Origin of the sequence: Methylobacter sp. sgz302048, from assembly GCF_052162025.1 — a bacterium.
In the GTDB taxonomy this organism is placed as follows: Bacteria; Pseudomonadota; Gammaproteobacteria; order Methylococcales; family Methylomonadaceae; genus Methylobacter.
The window spans coordinates 2,366,645-2,387,500 of sequence record NZ_CP197401.1 but is presented as its reverse complement, the minus strand read 5'-3'; the positions used below and the strand labels follow the sequence as shown (position 1 = coordinate 2,387,500).

At 54.3% G+C, this 20,856-nt stretch carries 17 protein-coding genes, 2 rRNA genes and 1 pseudogene (1 of these 20 running past the window's edge); 18 read left to right on the top strand and 2 right to left on the bottom strand.

What is annotated here, in order from left to right:
* Both ACTNE6_RS10870 and rrf read left to right on the top strand, forming a co-directional pair.
* Positions 1-1,913, top strand: a 23S ribosomal RNA gene (locus tag ACTNE6_RS10870); it begins 980 nt to the left of the window's first position.
* Positions 1,914-2,016: 103 nt separating this feature from the next.
* A 5S ribosomal RNA gene (rrf, locus tag ACTNE6_RS10865) occupies positions 2,017-2,132 on the top strand.
* 53 nt (positions 2,133-2,185) lie between these two features.
* Here rrf and ACTNE6_RS10860 read toward each other — a convergent pair.
* Positions 2,186-2,380: pseudogene (locus ACTNE6_RS10860) on the bottom strand (SDR family oxidoreductase); the annotation flags it as partial.
* A gap of 56 nt (positions 2,381-2,436) precedes the next feature.
* Between ACTNE6_RS10860 and ACTNE6_RS10855 the strand changes: the two are divergent.
* The 16 genes from ACTNE6_RS10855 (at position 2,437) to cysC (ending at position 20,257) form a co-directional block, all read left to right on the top strand.
* Positions 2,437-3,150, top strand: coding sequence for a hypothetical protein (locus tag ACTNE6_RS10855; protein ID WP_442496702.1), 714 nt, complete (start codon positions 2,437-2,439; stop codon positions 3,148-3,150).
* 631 nt (positions 3,151-3,781) lie between these two features.
* Positions 3,782-4,204, top strand: a complete 423-nt coding sequence (locus ACTNE6_RS10850; protein ID WP_442496701.1) for an NADH-quinone oxidoreductase subunit A — start codon at positions 3,782-3,784, stop codon at positions 4,202-4,204.
* A gap of 3 nt (positions 4,205-4,207) precedes the next feature.
* Entirely contained in the window at positions 4,208-4,846 is a 639-nt protein-coding gene (locus ACTNE6_RS10845; protein ID WP_434485440.1) for a NuoB/complex I 20 kDa subunit family protein, read from the top strand.
* The gene (gene nuoC / locus ACTNE6_RS10840; RefSeq protein ID WP_442496700.1) at positions 4,839-6,581 is read left to right on the top strand and encodes an NADH-quinone oxidoreductase subunit C/D; all 1,743 of its coding nucleotides are present in this window, start codon (positions 4,839-4,841) and stop codon (positions 6,579-6,581) included. Before ACTNE6_RS10845 ends, nuoC begins: the two co-directional genes overlap by 8 nt.
* A gap of 1 nt (position 6,582) precedes the next feature.
* Positions 6,583-7,059, top strand: a complete 477-nt coding sequence (nuoE, locus tag ACTNE6_RS10835) for an NADH-quinone oxidoreductase subunit NuoE (RefSeq protein ID WP_442496699.1) — start codon at positions 6,583-6,585, stop codon at positions 7,057-7,059.
* A gap of 4 nt (positions 7,060-7,063) precedes the next feature.
* Entirely contained in the window at positions 7,064-8,359 is a 1,296-nt protein-coding gene (gene nuoF, locus ACTNE6_RS10830; protein WP_442496698.1) for an NADH-quinone oxidoreductase subunit NuoF, read from the top strand.
* A 45-nt stretch (positions 8,360-8,404) separates the two neighbouring features.
* The gene (nuoG, locus tag ACTNE6_RS10825) at positions 8,405-11,074 is read left to right on the top strand and encodes an NADH-quinone oxidoreductase subunit NuoG (RefSeq protein ID WP_442496697.1); all 2,670 of its coding nucleotides are present in this window, start codon (positions 8,405-8,407) and stop codon (positions 11,072-11,074) included.
* Positions 11,071-12,024 carry an NADH-quinone oxidoreductase subunit NuoH gene (gene nuoH, locus ACTNE6_RS10820; RefSeq protein ID WP_442496696.1) on the top strand — a complete coding sequence of 318 codons (954 nt, stop codon included), beginning with the start codon at positions 11,071-11,073 and terminating at the stop codon, positions 12,022-12,024. Before nuoG ends, nuoH begins: the two co-directional genes overlap by 4 nt.
* A 10-nt stretch (positions 12,025-12,034) precedes the next feature.
* Entirely contained in the window at positions 12,035-12,550 is a 516-nt protein-coding gene (gene nuoI, locus ACTNE6_RS10815) for an NADH-quinone oxidoreductase subunit NuoI (RefSeq protein ID WP_442496695.1), read from the top strand.
* A gap of 10 nt (positions 12,551-12,560) precedes the next feature.
* On the top strand, positions 12,561-13,067 hold the full coding sequence (gene nuoJ / locus ACTNE6_RS10810; protein WP_442496694.1) for an NADH-quinone oxidoreductase subunit J: 507 nt from the start codon (positions 12,561-12,563) through the stop codon (positions 13,065-13,067).
* A complete protein-coding gene (gene nuoK / locus ACTNE6_RS10805) occupies positions 13,064-13,372 on the top strand; it encodes an NADH-quinone oxidoreductase subunit NuoK (protein WP_442496693.1) in 309 nt (102 codons plus the stop codon). Before nuoJ ends, nuoK begins: the two co-directional genes overlap by 4 nt.
* 314 nt (positions 13,373-13,686) lie before the next feature.
* Complete coding sequence (nuoL, locus tag ACTNE6_RS10800) at positions 13,687-15,513, top strand: NADH-quinone oxidoreductase subunit L (RefSeq protein ID WP_442496692.1); 1,827 nt, start codon at positions 13,687-13,689, stop codon at positions 15,511-15,513.
* Positions 15,510-16,997, top strand: coding sequence for a complex I subunit 4 family protein (locus tag ACTNE6_RS10795; protein WP_442496691.1), 1,488 nt, complete (start codon positions 15,510-15,512; stop codon positions 16,995-16,997). The genes nuoL and ACTNE6_RS10795 overlap by 4 nt, the downstream gene beginning before the upstream one ends.
* On the top strand, positions 16,987-18,423 hold the full coding sequence (locus ACTNE6_RS10790) for an NADH-quinone oxidoreductase subunit N (protein WP_442496690.1): 1,437 nt from the start codon (positions 16,987-16,989) through the stop codon (positions 18,421-18,423). Before ACTNE6_RS10795 ends, ACTNE6_RS10790 begins: the two co-directional genes overlap by 11 nt.
* Positions 18,424-18,587: 164 nt before the next feature.
* Positions 18,588-19,373, top strand: a complete 786-nt coding sequence (locus tag ACTNE6_RS10785) for an RNA polymerase sigma factor (RefSeq protein WP_442496689.1) — start codon at positions 18,588-18,590, stop codon at positions 19,371-19,373.
* 275 nt (positions 19,374-19,648) lie between these two features.
* Positions 19,649-20,257 carry an adenylyl-sulfate kinase gene (cysC, locus tag ACTNE6_RS10780; RefSeq protein ID WP_442496688.1) on the top strand — a complete coding sequence of 203 codons (609 nt, stop codon included), beginning with the start codon at positions 19,649-19,651 and terminating at the stop codon, positions 20,255-20,257.
* Between the two features lie 152 nt (positions 20,258-20,409).
* Here the strand turns inward: cysC and ACTNE6_RS10775 are convergent, their stop codons facing one another.
* Positions 20,410-20,583, bottom strand: coding sequence for a hypothetical protein (locus ACTNE6_RS10775; RefSeq protein WP_442496687.1), 174 nt, complete (start codon positions 20,581-20,583; stop codon positions 20,410-20,412).
* Between the last annotated feature and the right edge of the window lie 273 nt (positions 20,584-20,856).

Genomic DNA, 20,856 nt, shown 5'->3' with positions numbered 1-20,856 from the left:
CGTCAGCTAAGGTCCCCAAATCTATGCTCAGTGGGAAACGATGTGAGAAGGCCCAGACAGCCAGGAGGTTGGCTTAGAAGCAGCCACCCTTTAAAGAAAGCGTAATAGCTCACTGGTCGAGTCGGCTTGCGCGGAAGATTTACCGGGGCTAAGCATAGTACCGAAGCTACGGGTTCATCGTAAGATGAGCGGTAGAGGAGCGTTCTGTACGCCTGCGAAGGTCGATTGAGAAGTCGGCTGGAGGTATCAGAAGTGCGAATGCTGACATGAGTAACGATAATCAGGGTGAAAAACCCTGACGCCGAAAACCCAAGGTTTCCTGCGCAACGCTAATCGACGCAGGGTTAGTCGGTACCTAAGGCGAGGCCGAAAGGCGTAGTCGATGGCAAACAGGTTAATATTCCTGTACCAGTGGTAACTGCGATGGGGTGACGGAGAAGGCTAGGTCAGCTGCCGGTTGGAAGTGGCAGTTTAAGCGCGTAGGCAGGACTCTTAGGCAAATCCGGGAGTCTATATGCTGAGGCGTGACGACGAGTCTCCCTTTGGGGAGACGAAGTGATTGATGCCCGGCTTCCAAGAAAAACCTCTAAGCTTCAGGTTATCAGTGGCCGTACCCTAAACCGACACAGGTGGGTAGGATGAGAATTCTAAGGCGCTTGAGAGAACTCGGGTGAAGGAACTAGGCAAAATGATACCGTAACTTCGGGAGAAGGTATGCCTTTGGTAGGTGTAGTCCCTCGCGGGCGAAGCCGAAGAAGGTTGCAATAAACTGGTGGCTGCGACTGTTTAGCAAAAACATAGCACTCTGCAAACACGAAAGTGGACGTATAGGGTGTGACGCCTGCCCGGTGCCGGAAGGTTAATTGATGGGGTTATCTTCGGAGAAGCTCTTGATCGAAGCCCCGGTAAACGGCGGCCGTAACTATAACGGTCCTAAGGTAGCGAAATTCCTTGTCGGGTAAGTTCCGACCTGCACGAATGGCGTAACGATGGCCACACTGTCTCCACCCGAGACTCAGTGAAATTGAAATTGCTGTGAAGATGCAGTATACCCGCGGCTAGACGGAAAGACCCCGTGAACCTTTACTATAGCTTGACACTGGACTTTGAACCTACTTGTGTAGGATAGGTGGGAGGCTGTGAAGCACCAACGCCAGTTGGTGTGGAGCCATCCTTGAAATACCACCCTGGTATGTTTGAAGTTCTAACCTCGACCCGTAATCCGGGTTAGGGACAGTGTCTGGTGGGTAGTTTGACTGGGGCGGTCTCCTCCCAAAGAGTAACGGAGGAGCACGAAGGTACCCTCAGCATGGTCGGAAATCATGCAATGAGTGCAATGGCATAAGGGTGCTTGACTGCGAGACGGACAGGTCGAGCAGGTACGAAAGTAGGTCATAGTGATCCGGTGGTTCTGAATGGAAGGGCCATCGCTCAACGGATAAAAGGTACTCCGGGGATAACAGGCTGATACCGCCCAAGAGTTCATATCGACGGCGGTGTTTGGCACCTCGATGTCGGCTCATCACATCCTGGGGCTGAAGCAGGTCCCAAGGGTATGGCTGTTCGCCATTTAAAGTGGTACGCGAGCTGGGTTCAGAACGTCGTGAGACAGTTCGGTCCCTATCTGCCGTGGGCGTTTGAGATTTGAGGGAAGCTGCTCCTAGTACGAGAGGACCGGAGTGGACGAACCGCTGGTGTTCCGGTTGTCATGCCAATGGCATTGCCGGGTAGCTATGTTCGGACAGGATAACCGCTGAAAGCATCTAAGCGGGAAGCCCCTCCCAAGATGAGATCTCACTGGGACCATGAGTCCCCTGAAGGGCCCTGAGAGACGATCAGGTTGATAGGCACGGTGTGGAAGCGCTGTAAGGCGTGCAGCTAACGTGTACTAATTGCCCGTGAGGCTTGACCATATAACACCCAATCAGTTTGGGTTGACTGACAGCGCTTTTTTGACGCGAGAGATACAGATTTCCATGCAGTAGGCCGCGACAGCGGGCCTGCTACACCAGTTTGCTTGGTGACCATAGCGAGCGTGAACCACCCGATCCCATCCCGAACTCGGAAGTGAAACCGCTTAGCGCCGATGATAGTGTGGCCGTTTGCCATGCGAAAGTAGGGCATCGCCAAGCGCCAATCCGAAAACCCGGTCCTCCCAGAGGCCCGGGTTTTTTTTTGCCCGCGCTCAGGCCGCCCGCGTCGCCCCGCCCAGCAAGGTCAGGATCTCGCCCGTGATATAGCTCGAATCGGCCGGCGACGCGAAAAAGACAAACGCAGGAGCAACTTCTTCCGGTTGTGCCGGTCGTTTCATTGGCGTATTGGCGCCATGTTTAGCCACTTGCTCCGCCGGTTTATCGGCGACATTGAGTGGCGTCCAGACGGGGCCTGGAGCAGCGCAATATTCTCACGAATGTTAATTTTCAACAGGAAAAGATTATGCTGAGGTATATGAAGGTTCTTGCTGTACTCGACATTTGCTTAGGAACACTGTTCGGCCATATTGCAACAGCTGGCGAAAAACAGAGTCCAATCACAGCCATCAACATTGCACTTGAGCCGGATGCTGCAATGTCTCAGTATGCGGAGGCAGCCAATGCCAGCTTGCTTGATGACTACCCGAAGGGATTCGCTTTAGACGCTTCCCACAGACCACATATCACGATTTTGCAAAGGTATGTTCGCACAGCAGACCTCGAAAAAATCTATGCGGCAGTTGGAGAAATCCTGACCACCGAGAAAGTGGGGAACTGGAAGCTGAAGGCATTCAAGTACCATTATTCTTCCTGGAAAAATTTGGGGCTTGCGAGTATTGTCCTCGAGCCAACAGACGATCTCCTAAAGTTGCAACAGAAACTGATCAATGTAGTTACTCCTTTTACTGTGAAAACAGGATCCGCTACGGCATTTTTTACAACGCCAGAAGAACATGACATTAACCAGTCAACCATAGATTACGTTGCGACATTTATTCCGAAACAGACAGGCAAGAATTTCAATCCACATATTACCATTGGGCTCGCCTCTACGGACCATCTGAAGGAAATGCTCACCCAACCTTTTGATGTAATTACGTTCTCTCCAGACAGATTATCCGTTTATCAATTAGGCAACTTCGGGACGGCTCGGAAGAAACTCAAGAAGTGGAATTGAAATTATCAATTTTATGTTTTCGTATTTTGGTAATACGTGTTCACTCAGCCGCCTGTGGTCTTCAATAGGATGTTTAGATTGTGCCTGCTGCCAGTTAGCGCATTGGTCCAGTTTCGTCTGAATTGCGTTATCTGATGATTGGCGCTCCATAGGTTAGACATTAGCCCCGGGCCTCCTTGAGGTTTACGCTAGTTCAGCCCACTGGTAAATTCAGGCAATATCAAACCCATGCTGAGAAAGTAAATGCTGAACTAATCCTTGCCGTACAGGATAGCCAAACGGCGGTACGGGCACCGATGAAGAAATCCGGCAGCCCACTGACTTTCTCGCTTTTGCGCTTCGAAGAAGGCTTCCACTACCTTAGTGCGCTCGAATATGATCTAGCTCCTGACCTTCAGCCGTTCCAGTGTTGAGGCATTTTATTCAAACCAATTGCCAGCCGAAGTGCATAAGCGGTACTGGTATTTGGATAGTCTGTAATTGTCGTACGAGGTTTCAATGTCAATTTGAACCATTAATTTTTTTTCAACTCTTAATTCATGCAAGGAGCATGAATGATCATCGGATGTCGATGTTTGTTGAATTTACTGAGGCATCACACCTTTTAGTTTATTGATTGACAGAGGCATTGATGAACATTGAAGCCACTCTTGCCAGCGATCTTCTTCCTCTCATCATCTATTTTGTAGCTGTGCTGGCGGCGACTGGCGTTATGCTCGGTGGCGCTTATTTTCTGGGACAGCGGCACAGAGCCAACAGGGATACCGACGAACAGTTTGAATCGGGCATCGTGCCGGCGGGCGATGTTCATGTCCGCTTCTCCATTCAGTTTTACCTACTTGCCATCTTTTTCGTGATTTTCGATATGGAATCAGTATTTCTGTTCGCCTGGTCCGTGGCTTTGCGCGAATCCGGTTGGACAGGCTTTATCGAAGCATTGATTTTCATAGTCGTATTGTTGGCGGCGCTGGCCTATCTCTGGGCTGTTGGCGCACTTGATTGGCGCACGCGGCGGCAGCGCATTGATATTCAAAAAACCGGGCTAAGGGAGTAAATCATGCACTGGCATCTGAGCAAAGCCGAGAACGATACAGCACCAAGACCGGGGCAACAAACCTATGAAGAGGCGCTACGCCGCAATTTCTTTATGGCCAAACTTGAAGATATGGTAGCCTGGGGACAGGCCAATTCCGTCTGGCCGTTTAATTTTGGGCTTTCCTGCTGCTATGTGGAAATGGCGACGGCCTTCACGAGTCGGCACGACATTGCCCGTTTCGGCTCCGAGGTTATCCGAGGCTCGCCAAGACAGGCAGATTTGATCGTTATTTCGGGCACAGTTTTCCGCAAGATGGCTCCGGTCATCAAGCGCCTCTATGACCAGCTATTGGAGCCGCGCTGGGTCATTTCCATGGGCTCCTGCGCCAATTCAGGCGGCATGTACGACATTTACAGCGTCGTACAGGGTGTGGACAAGTTTCTGCCGGTCGATGTCTATGTGCCGGGCTGTCCGCCGCGCCCGGAAGCCTTGCTGCAGGGCCTGATGCTGCTGCAGCAAGCCATCGGCCAGGAAAGGCGGCCGTTGAGCTGGGTGGTCGGCGATCAGGCAGTGCTCAAGGCGCCCAAGCCCAGCTTCCGCGATTTGTTGACGGAAGAAAGAATGCGCGCCAGAGAGTTGAGAGGGCCGGATCATGTCTGACCAGATCGTGCGCGAACTGTCTGCCCGGTTCGGCGAGGACGCTTTCGTCCTCCAGCCGACAGCCGACAACATCCCTACGCTTTGGGTCGACAGAGCGCGCATCCGCGATTTCCTCAGATTTCTGAAAAAAGAAGCGGCTTCCGGCTATGCCATGCTGTTCGACCTGACGGCCATGGACGAGCGGCAGCGCACGCGACGGCAGGGATTGCCGGCCAGCGCCTATACGGTTGTTTATCATCTGTTGTCCTTTGATCGCAATGAGGATATGCGTCTTAAGGTGGCCTTGTTGGAGGACAGCTTGTCCCTGCCGTCCATCACCGACATCTGGCCTTCGGCCAACTGGTATGAGCGTGAGGTATGGGACATGTTCGGCATCGTTTTTGAAGGCCATCCCAATCTCCGGCGCATCCTGATGCCGCCGACCTGGGCAGGGCATCCACTGCGCAAGGACCATCCGGCCCGCGCAACGGAAATGGAGCCTTATAGTCTGTCTGACGAACGCGAGGCAAAAGAACAGGAAGCGTTGCGCTTCGTGCCCGAGGAATGGGGCATGATACGTCATGGCGTGGACAGTGATTTCCTGTTCCTTAACCTCGGGCCCAATCACCCGAGCGCACATGGGGTTTTCCGTGTCGCTCTGCAGCTGGACGGCGAGGAAATCGTCGATGCCGTGCCCGATATCGGCTATCATCACCGCGGGGCGGAAAAAATGGGCGAGCGCCAGTCATGGCACACCTATATCCCTTATACCGACCGCGTGGATTATCTGGGCGGTTCCATGAACAATTTTCCCTACGTAATGGCCGTGGAGCGGCTGGCCGGAATAGAAGTACCGGAACGTGCTCAAGTCATCCGCGTCATGGTTGCCGAATTTTATCGCTTGGCTAGTCATCTGCTGTTTTATGGCACGTTTGCTCAGGACATCGGTCAGATGTCGCCGATTTTTTACATGTTTATCGATCGCGAGAAAGTGTTCGACATTATGGAAGCGATCAGCGGCGCACGCATGCATTCCAGTTATTTCCGTATCGGCGGCGTGGCCATGGATTTGCCTATCGGCTGGGACAGGCTGGTGCGGGAATTTATCGATTATTTCCCGGCACGGCTTGATCAGTATGACAAAATGGTCATGAACAACAGCACCATAAAGCGGCGCACTCAGGGCGTTGGAGTTTACAATACAGCCGAAGCCATTGACTGGAGCGCGACCGGGCCGAGCCTGCGCGCGACGGGTTTTGCCTGGGATTATCGCAAGGCGCGCCCTTATTCAGGCTATGAGAACTACGAGTTCGAGATCCCGACAGCGCAACACGGCGATTGCTATGACCGCTGCGCCGTGCGCATCGAAGAAATGCGCCAGAGTGTCCGTATCATTGAGCAATGTTTGAATAACATGCCGGAAGGTCCTCATAAGGCCGACCATCCGCTGACCACGCCGCCGTCCAAAGCGCGTACCCTGCATGACATAGAAACCCTGATCGACCATTTTCTTAATGTCAGCTGGGGGCCAGTAATACCGGCAGGCGAGGCTTGCGTGACGGTCGAAGCCACCAAAGGCCTCAACGGTTACTACCTGACCAGCGACAGCGGCACGATGTCTTATCGCACGCGCATCCGCACGCCGTCTTTCCCGCATTTGCAGATGATCCCGATGATGTGCCGGGGACTGATGATTGCCGACTTGATTGCGATATTGGCCAGCATCGATTTTGTAATGGCTGACGTGGACCGCTGACATGACCGAGAAATCCGCTGTGCTAACCACGCTTGAAATAGAGGAGATAACCGCCGAAATGGCGCATTATGCGGACAAGGCGGCCGCCTCCATCGAAGCGCTGAAAATCGTGCAGAAGTATCGGCAGTGGGTCTCGGATGAATGCCTGGTGGCCGTGGCGGAACTGCTGGACATATCGCCGGCGCAGCTGGAGGCCGTGGCGACTTTTTATAATCTTATTTACCGCCAGCCCGTGGGCAAGACGGTTATTCATTACTGCGACAGCGTCAGCTGCTGGATAATGGGTGCCGAGCAGGTTCAAGACCGCCTGTGCCGGCTTTTGAACGTCGATCCGGGCGAGATGTCAGCGGATGGCGAGTATACGGTATTGCCGATCGTCTGCCTGGGCGCCTGCGATCATGCGCCGGTCATGTTGGTCGGCGATCAGCTCCGGCTCGATGTCACGGATGATAGCGTTGACAAGATTCTGGGCAGGTGACGTCATGGAAAACATGAGCAGGCCGCTAACCCAGAACATTCAACCGGATCGCGTCTTTGCCATGCTGGCGGATTACGAAAGTACCGGCGGCTACCAAGGCCTGCGCAGGGCGCTCTCGGAACTGCAACCGAAAGAGGTGCAGCAGTGGGTCAAGGACGCCGGGCTCAGAGGTCGGGGCGGTTCGGGATTTCCGGCCGGGGTCAAGTGGAGCCTTATGCCCATGGATGACGCGCGTCAAACACATTATCTGATCGCCAACGGCGACGAAATGGAACCGGGCACATTCAAAGATCGGTTTCTGCTGGAGAGAGATCCGCATCAGTTAATCGAAGGCATGATTATTGCCGCTTACGCCATCCAGGCCCGGACCGCTTATATCTTCCTGCGCGCAGAATATCACCTGGCCGCGCGTCGTCTTGAACAAGCGCTGCAGGAAGCACGCGCCAAGGGCTATTTGGGCGAGCGCATAATGAACTCGGATTTCAGCCTGGACATTCATCTGCATACCAGCGCCGGGCGCTATATCTGCGGTGAGGAAACGGCGCTGATCAATTCATTGGAAGGAAAACGCGCCCATCCTCGCACCAAACCGCCGTTTGCCGTGGTCAGCGGACTTTGGGGCAAGCCAACCGTCGTCAATAATGTCGAAACCCTGTGCAATGTGCCTCATATCCTCCGCAACGGGGTGAACTGGTATAAAGGGCTGGGGCTGGGCGCCGATCAAGGCACGAAGCTGTTCGGCGTCAGCGGCCGGGTCAGGCGGCCGGGATTGTGGGAACTGCCCATGGGAACGCCCATCCGGGAAATCATCGAAGAGCATGCGGGCGGCATGCGAGACGGATACTCATTGCGCGCCTTCCTGCCGGGCGGTGCGTCGACCGATTTTCTATTGCCCGAACACCTGGACGTGCGTATGGATTACGATGCTGTTGCAAAAGTCGGCAGCCGTATGGGCACCGGCACTATGATCGTTCTCGATGACAAGACCTGTCCGGTGAAGATGGTGCTGAATCTGGAACGGTTTTTTGCGCAGGAATCCTGCGGCTGGTGCACGCCTTGCCGGGATGGACTGCCATGGACGGTCGCATTGCTGCAAGATATTATCGAGGGGCGCGGACATATGGAGGACCTCGATACCCTGTCGAGGCTCACGGGTATGATGGCGCTGGGCAATACATTCTGCGCATTGGCGCCGGGCGCTATGGAACCGTTGCAAAGCGCACTGAAATTTTTCCGCAGGGATTTTGAGCATTACATCGCGGGTGTTGCGCCTCCTCCCTTAATGAAAAGGCTGACATGAGGGAGAGCGGATGCATATCGACTTAATCAAGGAAAGGAGAGGCTGATGGCCACCATTGAAATCGACGGCGTGCAATATCAGGCGGAGGCCGGCGAAAGCCTGTTGCCGGTTTGCCTTAACCTGGGCCTTGATCTGACCTATTTTTGCTGGCATCCGGCTCTGGGTTCGGTAGGCGCCTGCCGACAATGCGCAGTAATGCAATACCAAAATCCGGAAGACCAGCGAGGACGTCTTGTGATGGCGTGCATGACACCTGTGACGGACGGCATGCGTATTTCTCTCCAGACCGAGCAGGCAAAGCAATTCCGCAAGGACAATATCGAACTGCTGATGACCAATCATCCGCATGACTGTCCCGTGTGTGAGGAAGGCGGCGAATGCCATCTGCAGGACATGACGCTGATGTCAGGCCATGCGGTGCGCCGTTATCGCGGCAGGAAGCGCACGCATAAAAACCAGTATCTCGGCCCGTTCATCAACCATGAAATGAACCGCTGCATTGCCTGTTACCGCTGCGTGCGCTTTTACGATGAGTACGCTGGCGGCAGGGATTTGCAGGTTTTCGGCATACACAACAACGTCTATTTCGGCCGCTTCGAGGATGGAACGCTGGAAAACGAATTCAGCGGCAACCTGGTCGAAGTCTGCCCGACCGGCGTTTTCACCGACCGGACCTTCAGCGAGCATTACACGCGCAAATGGGATCTACAAACGGCACCGTCAGTGTGCGTGCATTGCGGCTTGGGCTGCAATACCTCGCCCGGCGAGCGTTACGGCGAGCTCAGGCGCATCGTCAATCGCTATAACGGCGAGATCAACGGTTATTTCCTCTGTGACCGGGGGCGCTTCGGCTACGGCTTCGTCAACAGCTCCGAACGCATTTTAAAGCCGCGCATCCATGACCGGATGGATATCACGGCCGAGGAAGCGGAGCAGAAGCTTCGCGATTGGCTGACCGATACGACGATCGGCATCGGCTCGCCGCGCGCCTCGCTGGAAGCCAATTTTGCCCTACGCAGTCGGGTGGGCGAGAAAAACTTCTTTCTCGGCCTGGACGATACTGAGCAGTCGCTGCTTGAGGCGATCGTCGATATTTTATGCAACGGCGGCATTCGTTCTCCTTCATTGCGGGAGGTTGAGCAAGCCGATGCCGTGCTGATTCTGGGCGAGGACGTGACCCATAGCGCGCCCAGGTTGGCGTTGTCGTTGCGCCAATCGGTGCGTAATGCTGCATTCGATCAGGCCAGGAACCTGAAAATAGCGACTTGGCTGGATAAGCCCGTCAGAGAACAGCAGATAGACCACCGCAGCCCGCTGTTTATCGCCAGCGTTTGCGCAACGCGCCTGGATGACGCTGCCACGGCCACTTACCGGGGCAGTCCGGAAGACATTGCCAGGCTGGGATTTGCCATTGCGCATAATCTTAATCCCCAAGCGTCTGAACCTGCCGGGTTACCGGATGATGTTCGTGCGCTGGCCGCCATTATCGCCGATAGTCTGAAACAGGCCAAACGGCCATTAGTGGTGTCGGGAACCGTCAGCGCCAGCCTTGCCGTCATTGAGGCCGCCTACAACGTGGCCAAGGCGCTGCCGGCACAAGACAGGCAATTGACTTTCACGGTGCCCGAAAGCAACAGCCTGGGGCTTGTCATGATGGGTGGAAAACGCTTACGGCAGGCTTTCGAGCGGGTCCATGAGGTCGGCCGCGTGATTATTCTTGAGAACGATCTCTACCGGCGCGCTCCAGTCCGGGATGTTGATGCGTTTCTGCAGGCGGCACAACGAGTAGGCGTCATCGACTGTCTGTACAGCAGAACAGCAGAAAAAGCCTCATTGCTGTTGCCTGCCGCTACGTTTGCCGAGTCCGACGGCACAGTAGTCAATAATGAAGGCAGGGCGCAACGTTATTTCCAGGTTTACCCTGCGCCGGAGCCTGTGCGAAGCAGTTGGCAATGGCTGTCGGCCGGCATGGAAGGCTTGACCTTTGACGCACTGACCGCCGCTTGCGCGAAAACTTTTCCGGTGCTTGCAGCGATCACTGAAGCGGCACCCGGCGCGAGCTTTAAAGTCGACGGCATGAAGATTCCCCGCCAGCCTCATCGTTACAGCGGCCGCACAGCCATGCGGGCTCACATCAATGTTAGCGAGCCAAGGCAGCCGGCTGATCCGGAAACGCCCTTCGCGTTTTCGATGGAAGGCGCGAAAGCCGACGTGCCCGCCGCTCTGGAGCCGGTTATCTGGGCGCCCGGTTGGAATTCCAATCAGGCGATCAGCAAGTTTCAGGATGAGATCGGGGGGCATTTGCGCGACGGCGATTACGGCGTCAGGCTGATTGAACCCTCAGGAGGGCGTGACTGGTTCAAAAATATTCCCGAGCCTTTCAAGCCGATAAATGGCCAGTGGCGCATTGTACTGTTGCCGCATATTTTCGGCAGCGAAGAGTTGAGCTTGCACTCGCCGCCAGTGGCTGAACGCTCGCCTATTCCATGCGCCACGCTGAATCCTTCGGATGCCGGAAGGCTGGGCGTGCAGGCGGGCGATAGAATAGAAATTCACTGTATTTCCGGCGGGCCATTCATAGTTCTGCCTGTGAGCATCGAACCGGCCCTGCCGTCCGGTCTGGTCGGCATAACTGAAGGCCGCCCGGAAACCTCGCGGTGTTGTCAATCGGCTTATGTGATACTGAAGAAAGCGATTGGGGAGATACCATCATGAATGCGGGGTTGGGCGGCGCTGCGGATATTATCGGCATCCTGCTGTCGACGATTTTCGTGGCGGCGATACTGATCTGGGTGGAGCGCAGGCTGCTGGCTGTTTGGCAGGACCGCCTCGGGCCCAACCGGGTCGGTCCCTTGGGGCTGCTTCAGGTCGCGGCGGACATGATCAAAATGTTCTTCAAGGAGGACTGGATTCCGCCTTTTGCCGACAAACTGGTGTTCGTGCTGGCGCCCACGATTGTCTTTATTACCATGCTGACCGGTTTTGCTGTGATTCCGTTCGCGCCGGGCGTCGGCATTATCGATTTCAATTTCGGGTTGCTCTATTTTCTGGCTTTGACGTCTCTGGCCGTATACAGCGTCGTGCTGGCGGGTTACGCCTCCAACAACAAATATTCGCTATTGGGCAGTTTACGTGCTGCGGCCCAGACCGTCAGCTACGAAGTATTTATGGGCATTTCCATCATGGGCGTGGTCATGCTGTCTGGTACATTCAACCTGCGCGAGATCGTCGAGGCCCAGCGCGACGGCTGGTTCATTTTGCCCCAATTTGTCGGCTTCGTCGTGTTTATGGTCGCGGCCATCGCTGAAAGCCGCCGGACGCCGTTTGATTTGCCGGAAGCCGAGCAGGAGCTGATTGCCGGTTTTCATACCGAGTACTCGGGCATGAAATTCGGCATGTTTTTCGTCGGCGAATATCTCGGCATTACCCTCACGTCTGCCATGATCGTGACATTATTCTTCGGCGGCTGGCTGGGGCCCTGGCTGCCGCCGTTGGTCTGGTTCTGCTTAAAAACAGCTATCGGCATCCTGTTTTTTATTCTGGTGCGCGGATCGTTGCCGCGTCCGCGCTATGACCAGCTTATGAGCTTCGGCTGGAAAATCATGCTGCCGTTAGCTTTGTTGAATCTGCTCGTTACCGGCGCCGCAGCGCTTTATAGCGCATAAGGGGGAGATCATGTTCAGCCAGTTACGCACATTATGGGAAGTTTTGAAGCACACCTTCACCAAGCCCGATACGATCGAATACCCCGAGCAGAAGCGGGAGTTATATCCGCGCTACCGGGGACGCATTGTGCTGACGCGCGATCCGGATGGCGAGGAGCGTTGTGTGGCCTGCAATCTGTGCGCCGTCGCCTGTCCGGTAGACTGCATCGCGCTGCAGAAAGCCGAGGACGAGAGCGGGCGCTGGTATCCGTCATTTTTCCGCATCAATTTTTCCCGTTGCATCATGTGCGGCTTTTGCGAGGAAGCCTGCCCGACCTGTGCGATTCAACTGACGCCGGATTTCGAAATGTGCGAATACGACCGCCAGAACATGGTGTATGAAAAAGAGCATTTATTGATCGACGGCACGGGCAAATATCACGATTACAATTTTTACCGCGTGGCCGGCATGTCGGTCGGCGGCAAGGACAAGGGGCAGGCCGAAAAAGAGGCGCCGCCTGTCGATGTTAAAACATTGTTGCCATAAGGAGTGTTAAATGGAAATGGTACTGTTCTCTATCTCATCGGCCGTCGCCATTTTTGCCACGGTCATGATGCTCACGCAACTGAATGCCGTGCATGGCCTGCTTTACCTGATTTTGTCGCTGCTGGCCGTGGGTGTCCTGTTTTTTCTGCTGGGCGCACATTTCGCCGCCGTGCTGGAAGTGATCATTTACGCCGGCGCTATTATGGTCATGTTCGTCTTCGTGATCATGATGCTCAATCAGGGCGAGAAAACCACGGCCCAGGAACGCGCCTGGCTGACGCCGGGCATCTGGATAGGCCCCTCGATACTGGCGCTGATTCTGTTTGCGGAAGTGCTCGTGGTGATTGCCGGCAACGATGCAGGAACCGGACAACTGGTGAACTCCAAGCAAGTCGGGATAGCCTTGTACGGGCCTTATCTGCTGGCCGTAGAACTGGCGTCGATGCTGCTGCTGGCTGGATTGGTAGGTGCTTATCACCTCGGCAAGCCCTTGATGATAAAAAGGAGAGTGCTATGAGTGGAATTCCAATGGCGTATGGATTGTCGTTGTCCGCCGTGCTGTTTGCGCTGGGACTGGTCGGCGTGCTGGTGCGGCGCAATCTGATTTTCATCCTGATGTCATTGGAAATCATGTTCAACGCGGCGGGCCTGGCGTTTGTCGTGGCCGGGTCGCGCTGGGGACAGGCGGACGGGCAGATCATGTTTCTGCTGATCCTGACCCTGGCCGCCGCGGAAGTCGGCGTCGGCCTCGGATTGGTCATGCAGGTTTTTCATCGTTTTCGTACATTGGATGCGGATGCGGTGGATGAGATGAGAGGGTAGGGAATTGAGGGTATCGATTTAACCGCGAAGGACATGAACGCCCCAAGGGGGAGGTAGAATTGCGCCTGGAACAGCAATCGAGAGCATGAAGCTTTGTAGGGTATGCATCGCATACCTTTTTTCAAAGTTTTTCGGCTCATCAAGACTTTAAAAAGACGCGGTGCGTACCCTACAACACGTGTAGGCTGGGTTGGAGCTTTAGCGGAAACCCGGCATGGATGGTTTCGAATGGCTGGGTTTATTAACCCAGCCTACCGTCGTTAAAAGCGGCGGTGCATGGTGCAGAAAATTATTTAATTTATTAAGGAGGACAGGTGATTGAATGGCTTTGGCTGGCGCCGTTGTTGCCTCTGCTCGGATTTTTGATCCTGGCATTGGCCGGTGAAAAATTGCCCAGATCGGCGGTGGCCTGGGTAGGAGTCGGCTCTGTCGGCCTGTCAGCTATTTTAGCAGCGCTGGTCGGTGCCGAGTTTCTGGCTGGCGATCAGCAGCCTTACCGGTTGGTTCTGGGCTCGTGGATGGTTATCGGCGATTTGTCGCTGCCTTTCGGCTTTTATCTGGATGCCCTGTCCGTCACGATGTTGTTCGTCGTGACAGGCATCGGTTTTTTGATCCATCTTTACTCGGCCGACTTCATGGCTGATGATGTCAGTTATGCACGTTTTTTCGCCTACATGAATCTGTTTGTCGGCGCCATGCTGGTGCTGGTGCTGGCGGACAATCTGGTGATGCTCTATCTGGGCTGGGAAGGCGTAGGGCTTGGCAGTTATCTGTTGATCGGCTTCTGGTATGAGAATCCGGACAACGGCTATGCGGCGCGCAAGGCCTTCGTGATGACGCGGGTCGGCGACACATCGCTGGCGATCGGCCTGTTCCTGCTGTTTACGCAACTGCATACGCTGGATATTCAATCTGTCTTACGGGCTTCAGGGCAATGGCAGGAAGGAAGCTGGCTGCCGGTGGCAGCCTCGGCGCTGCTGCTGGGCGGCGCGGTCGGCAAGTCTGCGCAGTTGCCGCTGCAAACCTGGCTGCCGGATGCGATGGCCGGCCCCACACCGGTCAGCGCACTGATCCATGCCGCGACCATGGTGACGGCGGGCGTTTACCTGATCGCTAGGATGCATGATCTGTTTATACTGGCGCCTGCCGTGCAGTATGCCGTTGCGCTGGTTGGCACGATAACGTTGTTGATAGCCGGCTGCTCGGCGCTGGTCCAGACCGACATCAAGCGCATCCTGGCTTATTCGACGATCAGCCAGATCGGTTATATGTTTCTGGCGCTGGGCGTCGGCGCCTGGTCGGCGGCCATTTTTCATCTGATGACGCATGCTTTCTTCAAGGCCCTGCTGTTCCTTGCTGCAGGCGCGGTCATTTTCTGCTTCCACCATGAGCACAATATTTTCCGTATGGGCGGCCTGCGCAAAGCCATGCCGGTCGCTTTCTGGAGCTTTATGATCGGCAGCGCCGCACTGGCCGCGCTGCCGCTTACGTCCGGCTATTACAGCAAGCACGATATTCTGCTGGAGGCTTTCGCAGTCTCGCCCGGCCTGTGGGCGGCTGCTTGTCTTGGCGCGCTGATCACGGGCATATACAGTTTTCGGTTGGTGTTCGTGGTGTTTTTCGGGCCCGAACGTCATGAAGTCGAGCAGGGTATCGGCTGGCGCATGGCGCTGCCTCTGATTGTATTGAGCACGCTGGCGTTGTTGGGAGGATTGCTGAGAATACCGCTGGGCTCGGTGTTTCCCGAAGCCATTCAGGTTCATCAAGGTTGCGATGCCGTGTGCGGCCTGACCATTGCCGCGCCGGTGGTCGGTCTGGTAATTGCGGCACTGTTTTACCTGATCGGCACTTTTTCGGCGCAGAGGCTGGTTTCCTCCAGATGGATGCAAGGTCTGCAGCGCTGGTGGTTTAGCGGTTGGGGGCTAGATAGCCTTTATAACGCAGTGCTGATACGGCCTTTCAAAGCCATTGCCGGACTTAATAAAAATGATGTGGTGGATGCGGGCTATGCCGCCATAGCCAGGCGCAGCCTGAATCTCCATTACCTGGCCAGCGCTTCGCAGATCGGGCGGCTGCGCTGGTATGCGGCATCGATGGGCTGGGGTGCTGTACTGATCATTGTGATAGGACTGCTGTCATGATGTTACTGGCACTGATTGCCGTTTTGTTTTTTGGCGGACTGGCGGCTTTTATTTCCGGGCGCTGGAATCCTGCGGCTCCGCGCTGGACTGCCTTGGCGGCGCTGGCGCTGGAGTTTGTGCTCGTGCTGTTACAGTATGCGCTGACTGCCGATCAATCATCGGTCTGGATAGCCGATTTGAAGTGGCCGTGGATTTCGCGTTTCGGCATCGGTTTTCATCTGGCCATGGACGGGCTTAGCCTATCGCTGGTCATGCTGACTGTTGTGCTGGGATTCATGGCGGTCAGCAGTTCCTGGACCGAGATCAGGTATCGGCAGGGGTTCTTTTACTTCAATTTATTGATGTGTCTGGCCGGTACCGTAGGTGTCTTTCTGGCGCTGGATCTGTTCCTGTTCTTTTTCAGCTGGGAGGTCATGATTATCCCGATGTACTTTCTGATCAGTATCTGGGGGCATGAAGACCGCACTGCGGCAGCCATCAAATTCGTGATTTTTACGCAGGTAAGCGGCCTGCTGATGCTGACGGCCATCATAGTATTGGGGCTGATTTACCATGGATACACAGGCGTTTACAGCTTCGATTATTTTAAGCTTTTGGGCATGCCCCTTGATGCGGAGGTGGCATTCTGGCTGATGCTGGGCTTTTTTGTCGCATTTACGGTCAAGTTGCCGTCGGTGCCGTTTCATACCTGGCTGCCGGATGCGCATACGCAGGCGCCGACCGGCGGCAGTGTGATCCTGGCCGGCGTCATGCTGAAAACCGGCGCTTATGGCCTGCTGCGCTTTGTCGTGCCGTTATTTCCCGAAGCATCGCATCAGTTTGCGCCGATTGCGATGACATTGGGTGCCATCAGCGTGCTCTATGCGGCCATGATGGCATTCGCGCAATCCGATCTGAAACGATTGATCGCTTATACCAGCGTCAGCCACATGGGTTTTGTATTGTTGGGCGTGTTTGCCTGGGATTTGCTGGCATTGCAAGGGGCGGTCATGACCATGCTGGCGCACGGCATCAGTGCAGCGGCCCTGTTCATGATCGCCGGCTCCCTGCAGGAGCGTTTGCATACACGCCAGATGGGCAACATGGGCGGGCTTTGGACCGCCGTGCCGCATTTGTCGGCTATGGCCCTGTTCTTCGCCATCGCTTCGCTGGGCTTGCCGGGGTTGGGCAATTTCCTGGGTGAATTTCTGGTATTGCTGGGCGCTTTTAAGGTCAACATGCTATTGACGGCACTGGCAGCGCTGGTCATGATCCTTTCTCCGGTTTATGCCTTGATCATTATGCAGAAAGCTTTTTATGGCCCCTTGCGGTTGCCGCACCCTATAGCCGATTTCAGCGGCCGGGACATAATCGCCATGGGCCTGCTGGTAGTCGCCAGCATCTGGCTGGGGCTGCATCCTCATAAGGTGTTGGAGACAACGGAGCCCTCATTGCAACAGGCCATGCAAAGTTCTGCCGTTACGGGATCGACCGATGAACAGTAGCCAATTGATCGCTTTTTTGCCCGTTATCTGCATTGCCGCATCGGCGGTGGTCGTAATGCTGACTATCGCCATCAGGCGCGATTTCGCGCTGACCTGCCTGGTGGCCGGCCTTGGTATTCTTGTTTCCCTGCTGGCATTGATGGCGGCAGGGCAGCAAAGTCCTGTTTATGTGACGTCTCTTGTCCGGATGGATGCCTATGGACTTTTCGCTATGGCGCTGCTGTTGCTGGCGGGCCTGGTTGTTATTGTCTTTTGTTACGATTATTTCAAGGATGGCGAAGGCGAGAACGAGGAGTTGCTGTTTCTGATACTGACTGCGCTGCTGGGCGGCTGCGTGCTGGTGACGGCGAGCCATTTCGCCACTTTTTTCATTGGCCTGGAAACGCTCAGCGTATCTTTGTTCGTGCTGGTCGGTTATGCGCTGGGGCAATCGCGATCACTGGAAGCGGCGACTAAATATCTGGTTTTGTCGGGCGTATCCTCCGCCTTGTTGCTGATGGGCATGGCGCTGATCTATTCGGAATGCGGGCAGCTCAGCTTCAGCGGCATCGAACAGTATCTGGCCGAGCAGGAAATATTTAATGCCATGGTCTTGACGGGCATCGTTTTCATCGTGGCCGGGGTTGGTTTCAAGCTGTCGCTGGCGCCGTTCCATATGTGGACGCCGGATGTCTACGAAGGCGCGCCGGCGCCTGTCACGGCTTTTATCGCCACGGTCTCGAAAGGCGCCGTTTTCCTCCTGTTGCTGCGCTTTTTCCTTAGCGGCGGCGGTTATTCCTATGTTTCGATGATGACGGTTATCACCGTCATGTCTGTCATGTCCATTCTGCTCGGTAATGTGCTGGCGCTGCTGCAGGATAACGTCAAGCGCATGTTGGCCTATTCATCCATTGCGCACATGGGCTATCTGTTGATCGCCTTTATAGCCGGCGGCGGCATCGAGCCAGACTTCGTCGTCGAATCCGTGATTTTTTATCTGGTCGCTTATTTTATGACTACATTGGGCGCTTTCGGCGTTGTATCGCTTCTGTCTACGCCGCAGTCAGAGGCGGTGGAACTGTCGAGCTATCGAGGGCTTTTCTGGCGCCGGCCGGGGCTGGCGACGGTTTTCACATTCATGCTGCTGTCGCTCGCCGGCATCCCGCTGACGGCCGGCTTTATCGGTAAATTCTATATTTTCGCCGTTGGCGCCGATGCGCAACTGTGGGGAATGCTGCTTGTGCTGATTATCGGCAGCGGCCTGGGGCTTTATTACTACCTGAGGGTTATTGTGGTCATGTCGATTAGCCAGGAATCGGGTAGTCAAGCTGGTCGTGAAGCGGCTTTGGCCAGGATGTCCTTAGCGGCGCTGGTCTTGTTGACACTTCTGCTGGTCTGGCTAGGTGTTGATCCCATACATCTGATGAGCCTGATTCATGGGGTTTAACAAAGCTGAATTGTAGAGTCGAATTCATTCGGCCCGAAAACCTTACTGCGACAATTTAGTGCGAAAGAATTCGCACCTACCTCAAATTTCGGCGTGACAGCCATTCTCAAGCCGATAACATATTGGCTATTTGCTTGTCGAAGATGTTAAAAGCAGGTAGCGCCTTGAACGAAAATACAGAATCGAACCCGACCAAAACGCTGGAAGCGGTTTACCGCACCGAGTCGCGGTATGTACTGGCGACTTTGATTCGCCTGTTGAGAGACTTTGATCTTGTGGAAGAAGCTTTGCATGATGCATTCCGGGCCGCGCTGGAGCAGTGGCCGCGTGATGGCGCGCCGGCCAATCCCCGCGCCTGGCTGGTGTCAGCCGGCCGTTTCAAGGCTATTGACAATATGCGTCGGAATGTCCGGTTCGATGCGCTGGATGAAGCCGCCAGGCGAGTCGATGCCGCCATTGACGATACGACGATATGGGATGAGGAGAGCGTCGAGGATGATCATCTCAGACTCATTTTTACCTGCAGCCACCCGGCTTTAGCGTTTGATTCGCAGGTTGCTTTAACTCTGCGCGAAGTATGCGGTCTTACCACGGAAGAAATTGCCAGCGCATTTCTTGCTGTGCCGACAACGGTTGCGCAACGCATTGTGCGCGCCAAAGCGAAAATCCGCGATGCCCGCATTCCTTACGAAGTTCCGGCCCATGAGGATTTGCCCGACCGATTGGATGCGGCGTTGCGGATAATTTATCTGGTTTTTAACGAGGGGTATTCGGCCTCTGCCGGCATTGAACTGACACGGTATGATCTTTCGGGAGAAGCAATCCGTCTTGGCAGACTATTGACTGAACTCTTGCCGGAGGAATCAGAAGCATGCGGCTTACTGGCCCTGATGCTGCTGCATGACTCCCGCCGCGCCGCACGCACTTCACCCAATGGCGATCTGAATTGAAAAATTAATCGGTTCATTGTCGATTTCCGGTCATCTTAATCGACAATAAGGACTAGCGGGAGCATTTGCGCTGAAACATACGGTTTGTGTAAATCAAGATAAGGTAATTCAATAAAACAATAAGTTATGCCATCAATAACCAATGACAATTGGCTATTGATGCGCAGGTGATGGATATATATGTTATTGATAATGCAGCTAATTAAATTATAATTGTAAATTTCTGTGCAAATGCCACCCGCTAATCCCAAACATAATTTTGAAATGGAATTAATATGTCTAAACAATTGCCATCAAAGGATATTGTCTGGCACCAGTCAACCATTACTAGACAGCACCGCGAAGCATTGAACAATCATCGTAGTGTTATTCTTTGGTTTACCGGGTTGTCCGGCGCTGGTAAATCGACTTTGGCGCATGCAACGGAAGAACGCCTGTCCCGGATGGGGTGCCGGACGTTCGTACTGGATGGCGACAATGTTCGTCATGGGCTGTGCGCGGATCTAGGGTTTTCCGATCAGGATCGCATGGAAAATATCCGCCGCGTTGGAGAACTGGCAAAGTTATTTATAGAGGCTGGCGTGATTGTGCTGACTGCGTTTATTTCGCCATTTCAAGCTGATCGTACCCGTATGCGCTCATTGGTCAACGAAGACGACTTTCTGGAAATTTATTGTGACTGTTCATTGGAAGTCTGTGAAAAACGCGATGTTAAAGGATTTTACCGGCGTGCCAGGTTGGGCAAAATCAAAAATTTTACTGGCCTGTCTTCATCTTATGAATCGCCTGTTAATCCCGAACTGCGTATTAATACCGGTGAGTTATCCTTGTCGGCTTCAGTGGACCAAGTCATGGAATTACTGAAGGCCCATGGAATCATATAAGTCTTTTGGTTCTGTTGCGTTAATTTCCGTCAATCGCAACTTGGTCATTCCAAACTGGTTTTTAGGCGACCAATGAATAAAACTGTCCTGCAGCGGATAGATTTTGGCTATCGCCAAAAACCAGCTGGCCTTTCTTGATCCTATGCATCAATTCAACGCCTTGCCATTGTCCTGACGATCCGTTCGACGGCCCGGTGATTCTGCTCAATCAGGTTGTTCAGATACAGGCTCTGGCGGGCTTCGATGGCGTGATCGGTTGTCTCCTGAAGCGCCTCGAGAGCCGCGGCATTGGCTCCACCCTTATCGATCGTGACCTTGTCTGGCAAACTTTGCCGGAGAATGGCTTTCTTGATTACGCGGTGTTGGGTGAGCGTAATAGCTTACCGAAAACGACGCTCTCTCCGCTGACGCAACAGAACCCTTCAGAACGCTTTGTTCAAAGATGGGAAAACAGTTACTCTGGACTAACACCTCGTTCTCATGCTGTAGTAGCATATGTGACGAGCAATAAAGGTCTAAAATTTTACTGTCTCTCTATAAATCACTGCCCCTTTGTCCATAAATTGATCGCTTGAGGCTGATTTAAGCTACTAGGTTTT

Bases quoted from the DNA above. Each gene is read 5' to 3' on its own strand.
- ACTNE6_RS10855 (WP_442496702.1), top strand. From the start codon at position 2,437: ATGCTGAGGTATATGAAGGTTCTTGCTGTACTCGACATTTGCTTAGGA.
- ACTNE6_RS10850 (WP_442496701.1), top strand. From the start codon at position 3,782: ATGAACATTGAAGCCACTCTTGCCAGCGATCTTCTTCCTCTCATCATC.
- ACTNE6_RS10845 (WP_434485440.1), top strand. From the start codon at position 4,208: ATGCACTGGCATCTGAGCAAAGCCGAGAACGATACAGCACCAAGACCG.
- nuoC (WP_442496700.1), top strand. From the start codon at position 4,839: ATGTCTGACCAGATCGTGCGCGAACTGTCTGCCCGGTTCGGCGAGGAC.
- nuoE (WP_442496699.1), top strand. From the start codon at position 6,583: ATGACCGAGAAATCCGCTGTGCTAACCACGCTTGAAATAGAGGAGATA.
- nuoF (WP_442496698.1), top strand. From the start codon at position 7,064: ATGGAAAACATGAGCAGGCCGCTAACCCAGAACATTCAACCGGATCGC.
- nuoG (WP_442496697.1), top strand. From the start codon at position 8,405: ATGGCCACCATTGAAATCGACGGCGTGCAATATCAGGCGGAGGCCGGC.
- nuoH (WP_442496696.1), top strand. From the start codon at position 11,071: ATGAATGCGGGGTTGGGCGGCGCTGCGGATATTATCGGCATCCTGCTG.
- nuoI (WP_442496695.1), top strand. From the start codon at position 12,035: ATGTTCAGCCAGTTACGCACATTATGGGAAGTTTTGAAGCACACCTTC.
- nuoJ (WP_442496694.1), top strand. From the start codon at position 12,561: ATGGAAATGGTACTGTTCTCTATCTCATCGGCCGTCGCCATTTTTGCC.
- nuoK (WP_442496693.1), top strand. From the start codon at position 13,064: ATGAGTGGAATTCCAATGGCGTATGGATTGTCGTTGTCCGCCGTGCTG.
- ACTNE6_RS10795 (WP_442496691.1), top strand. From the start codon at position 15,510: ATGATGTTACTGGCACTGATTGCCGTTTTGTTTTTTGGCGGACTGGCG.
- ACTNE6_RS10790 (WP_442496690.1), top strand. From the start codon at position 16,987: ATGAACAGTAGCCAATTGATCGCTTTTTTGCCCGTTATCTGCATTGCC.
- cysC (WP_442496688.1), top strand. From the start codon at position 19,649: ATGTCTAAACAATTGCCATCAAAGGATATTGTCTGGCACCAGTCAACC.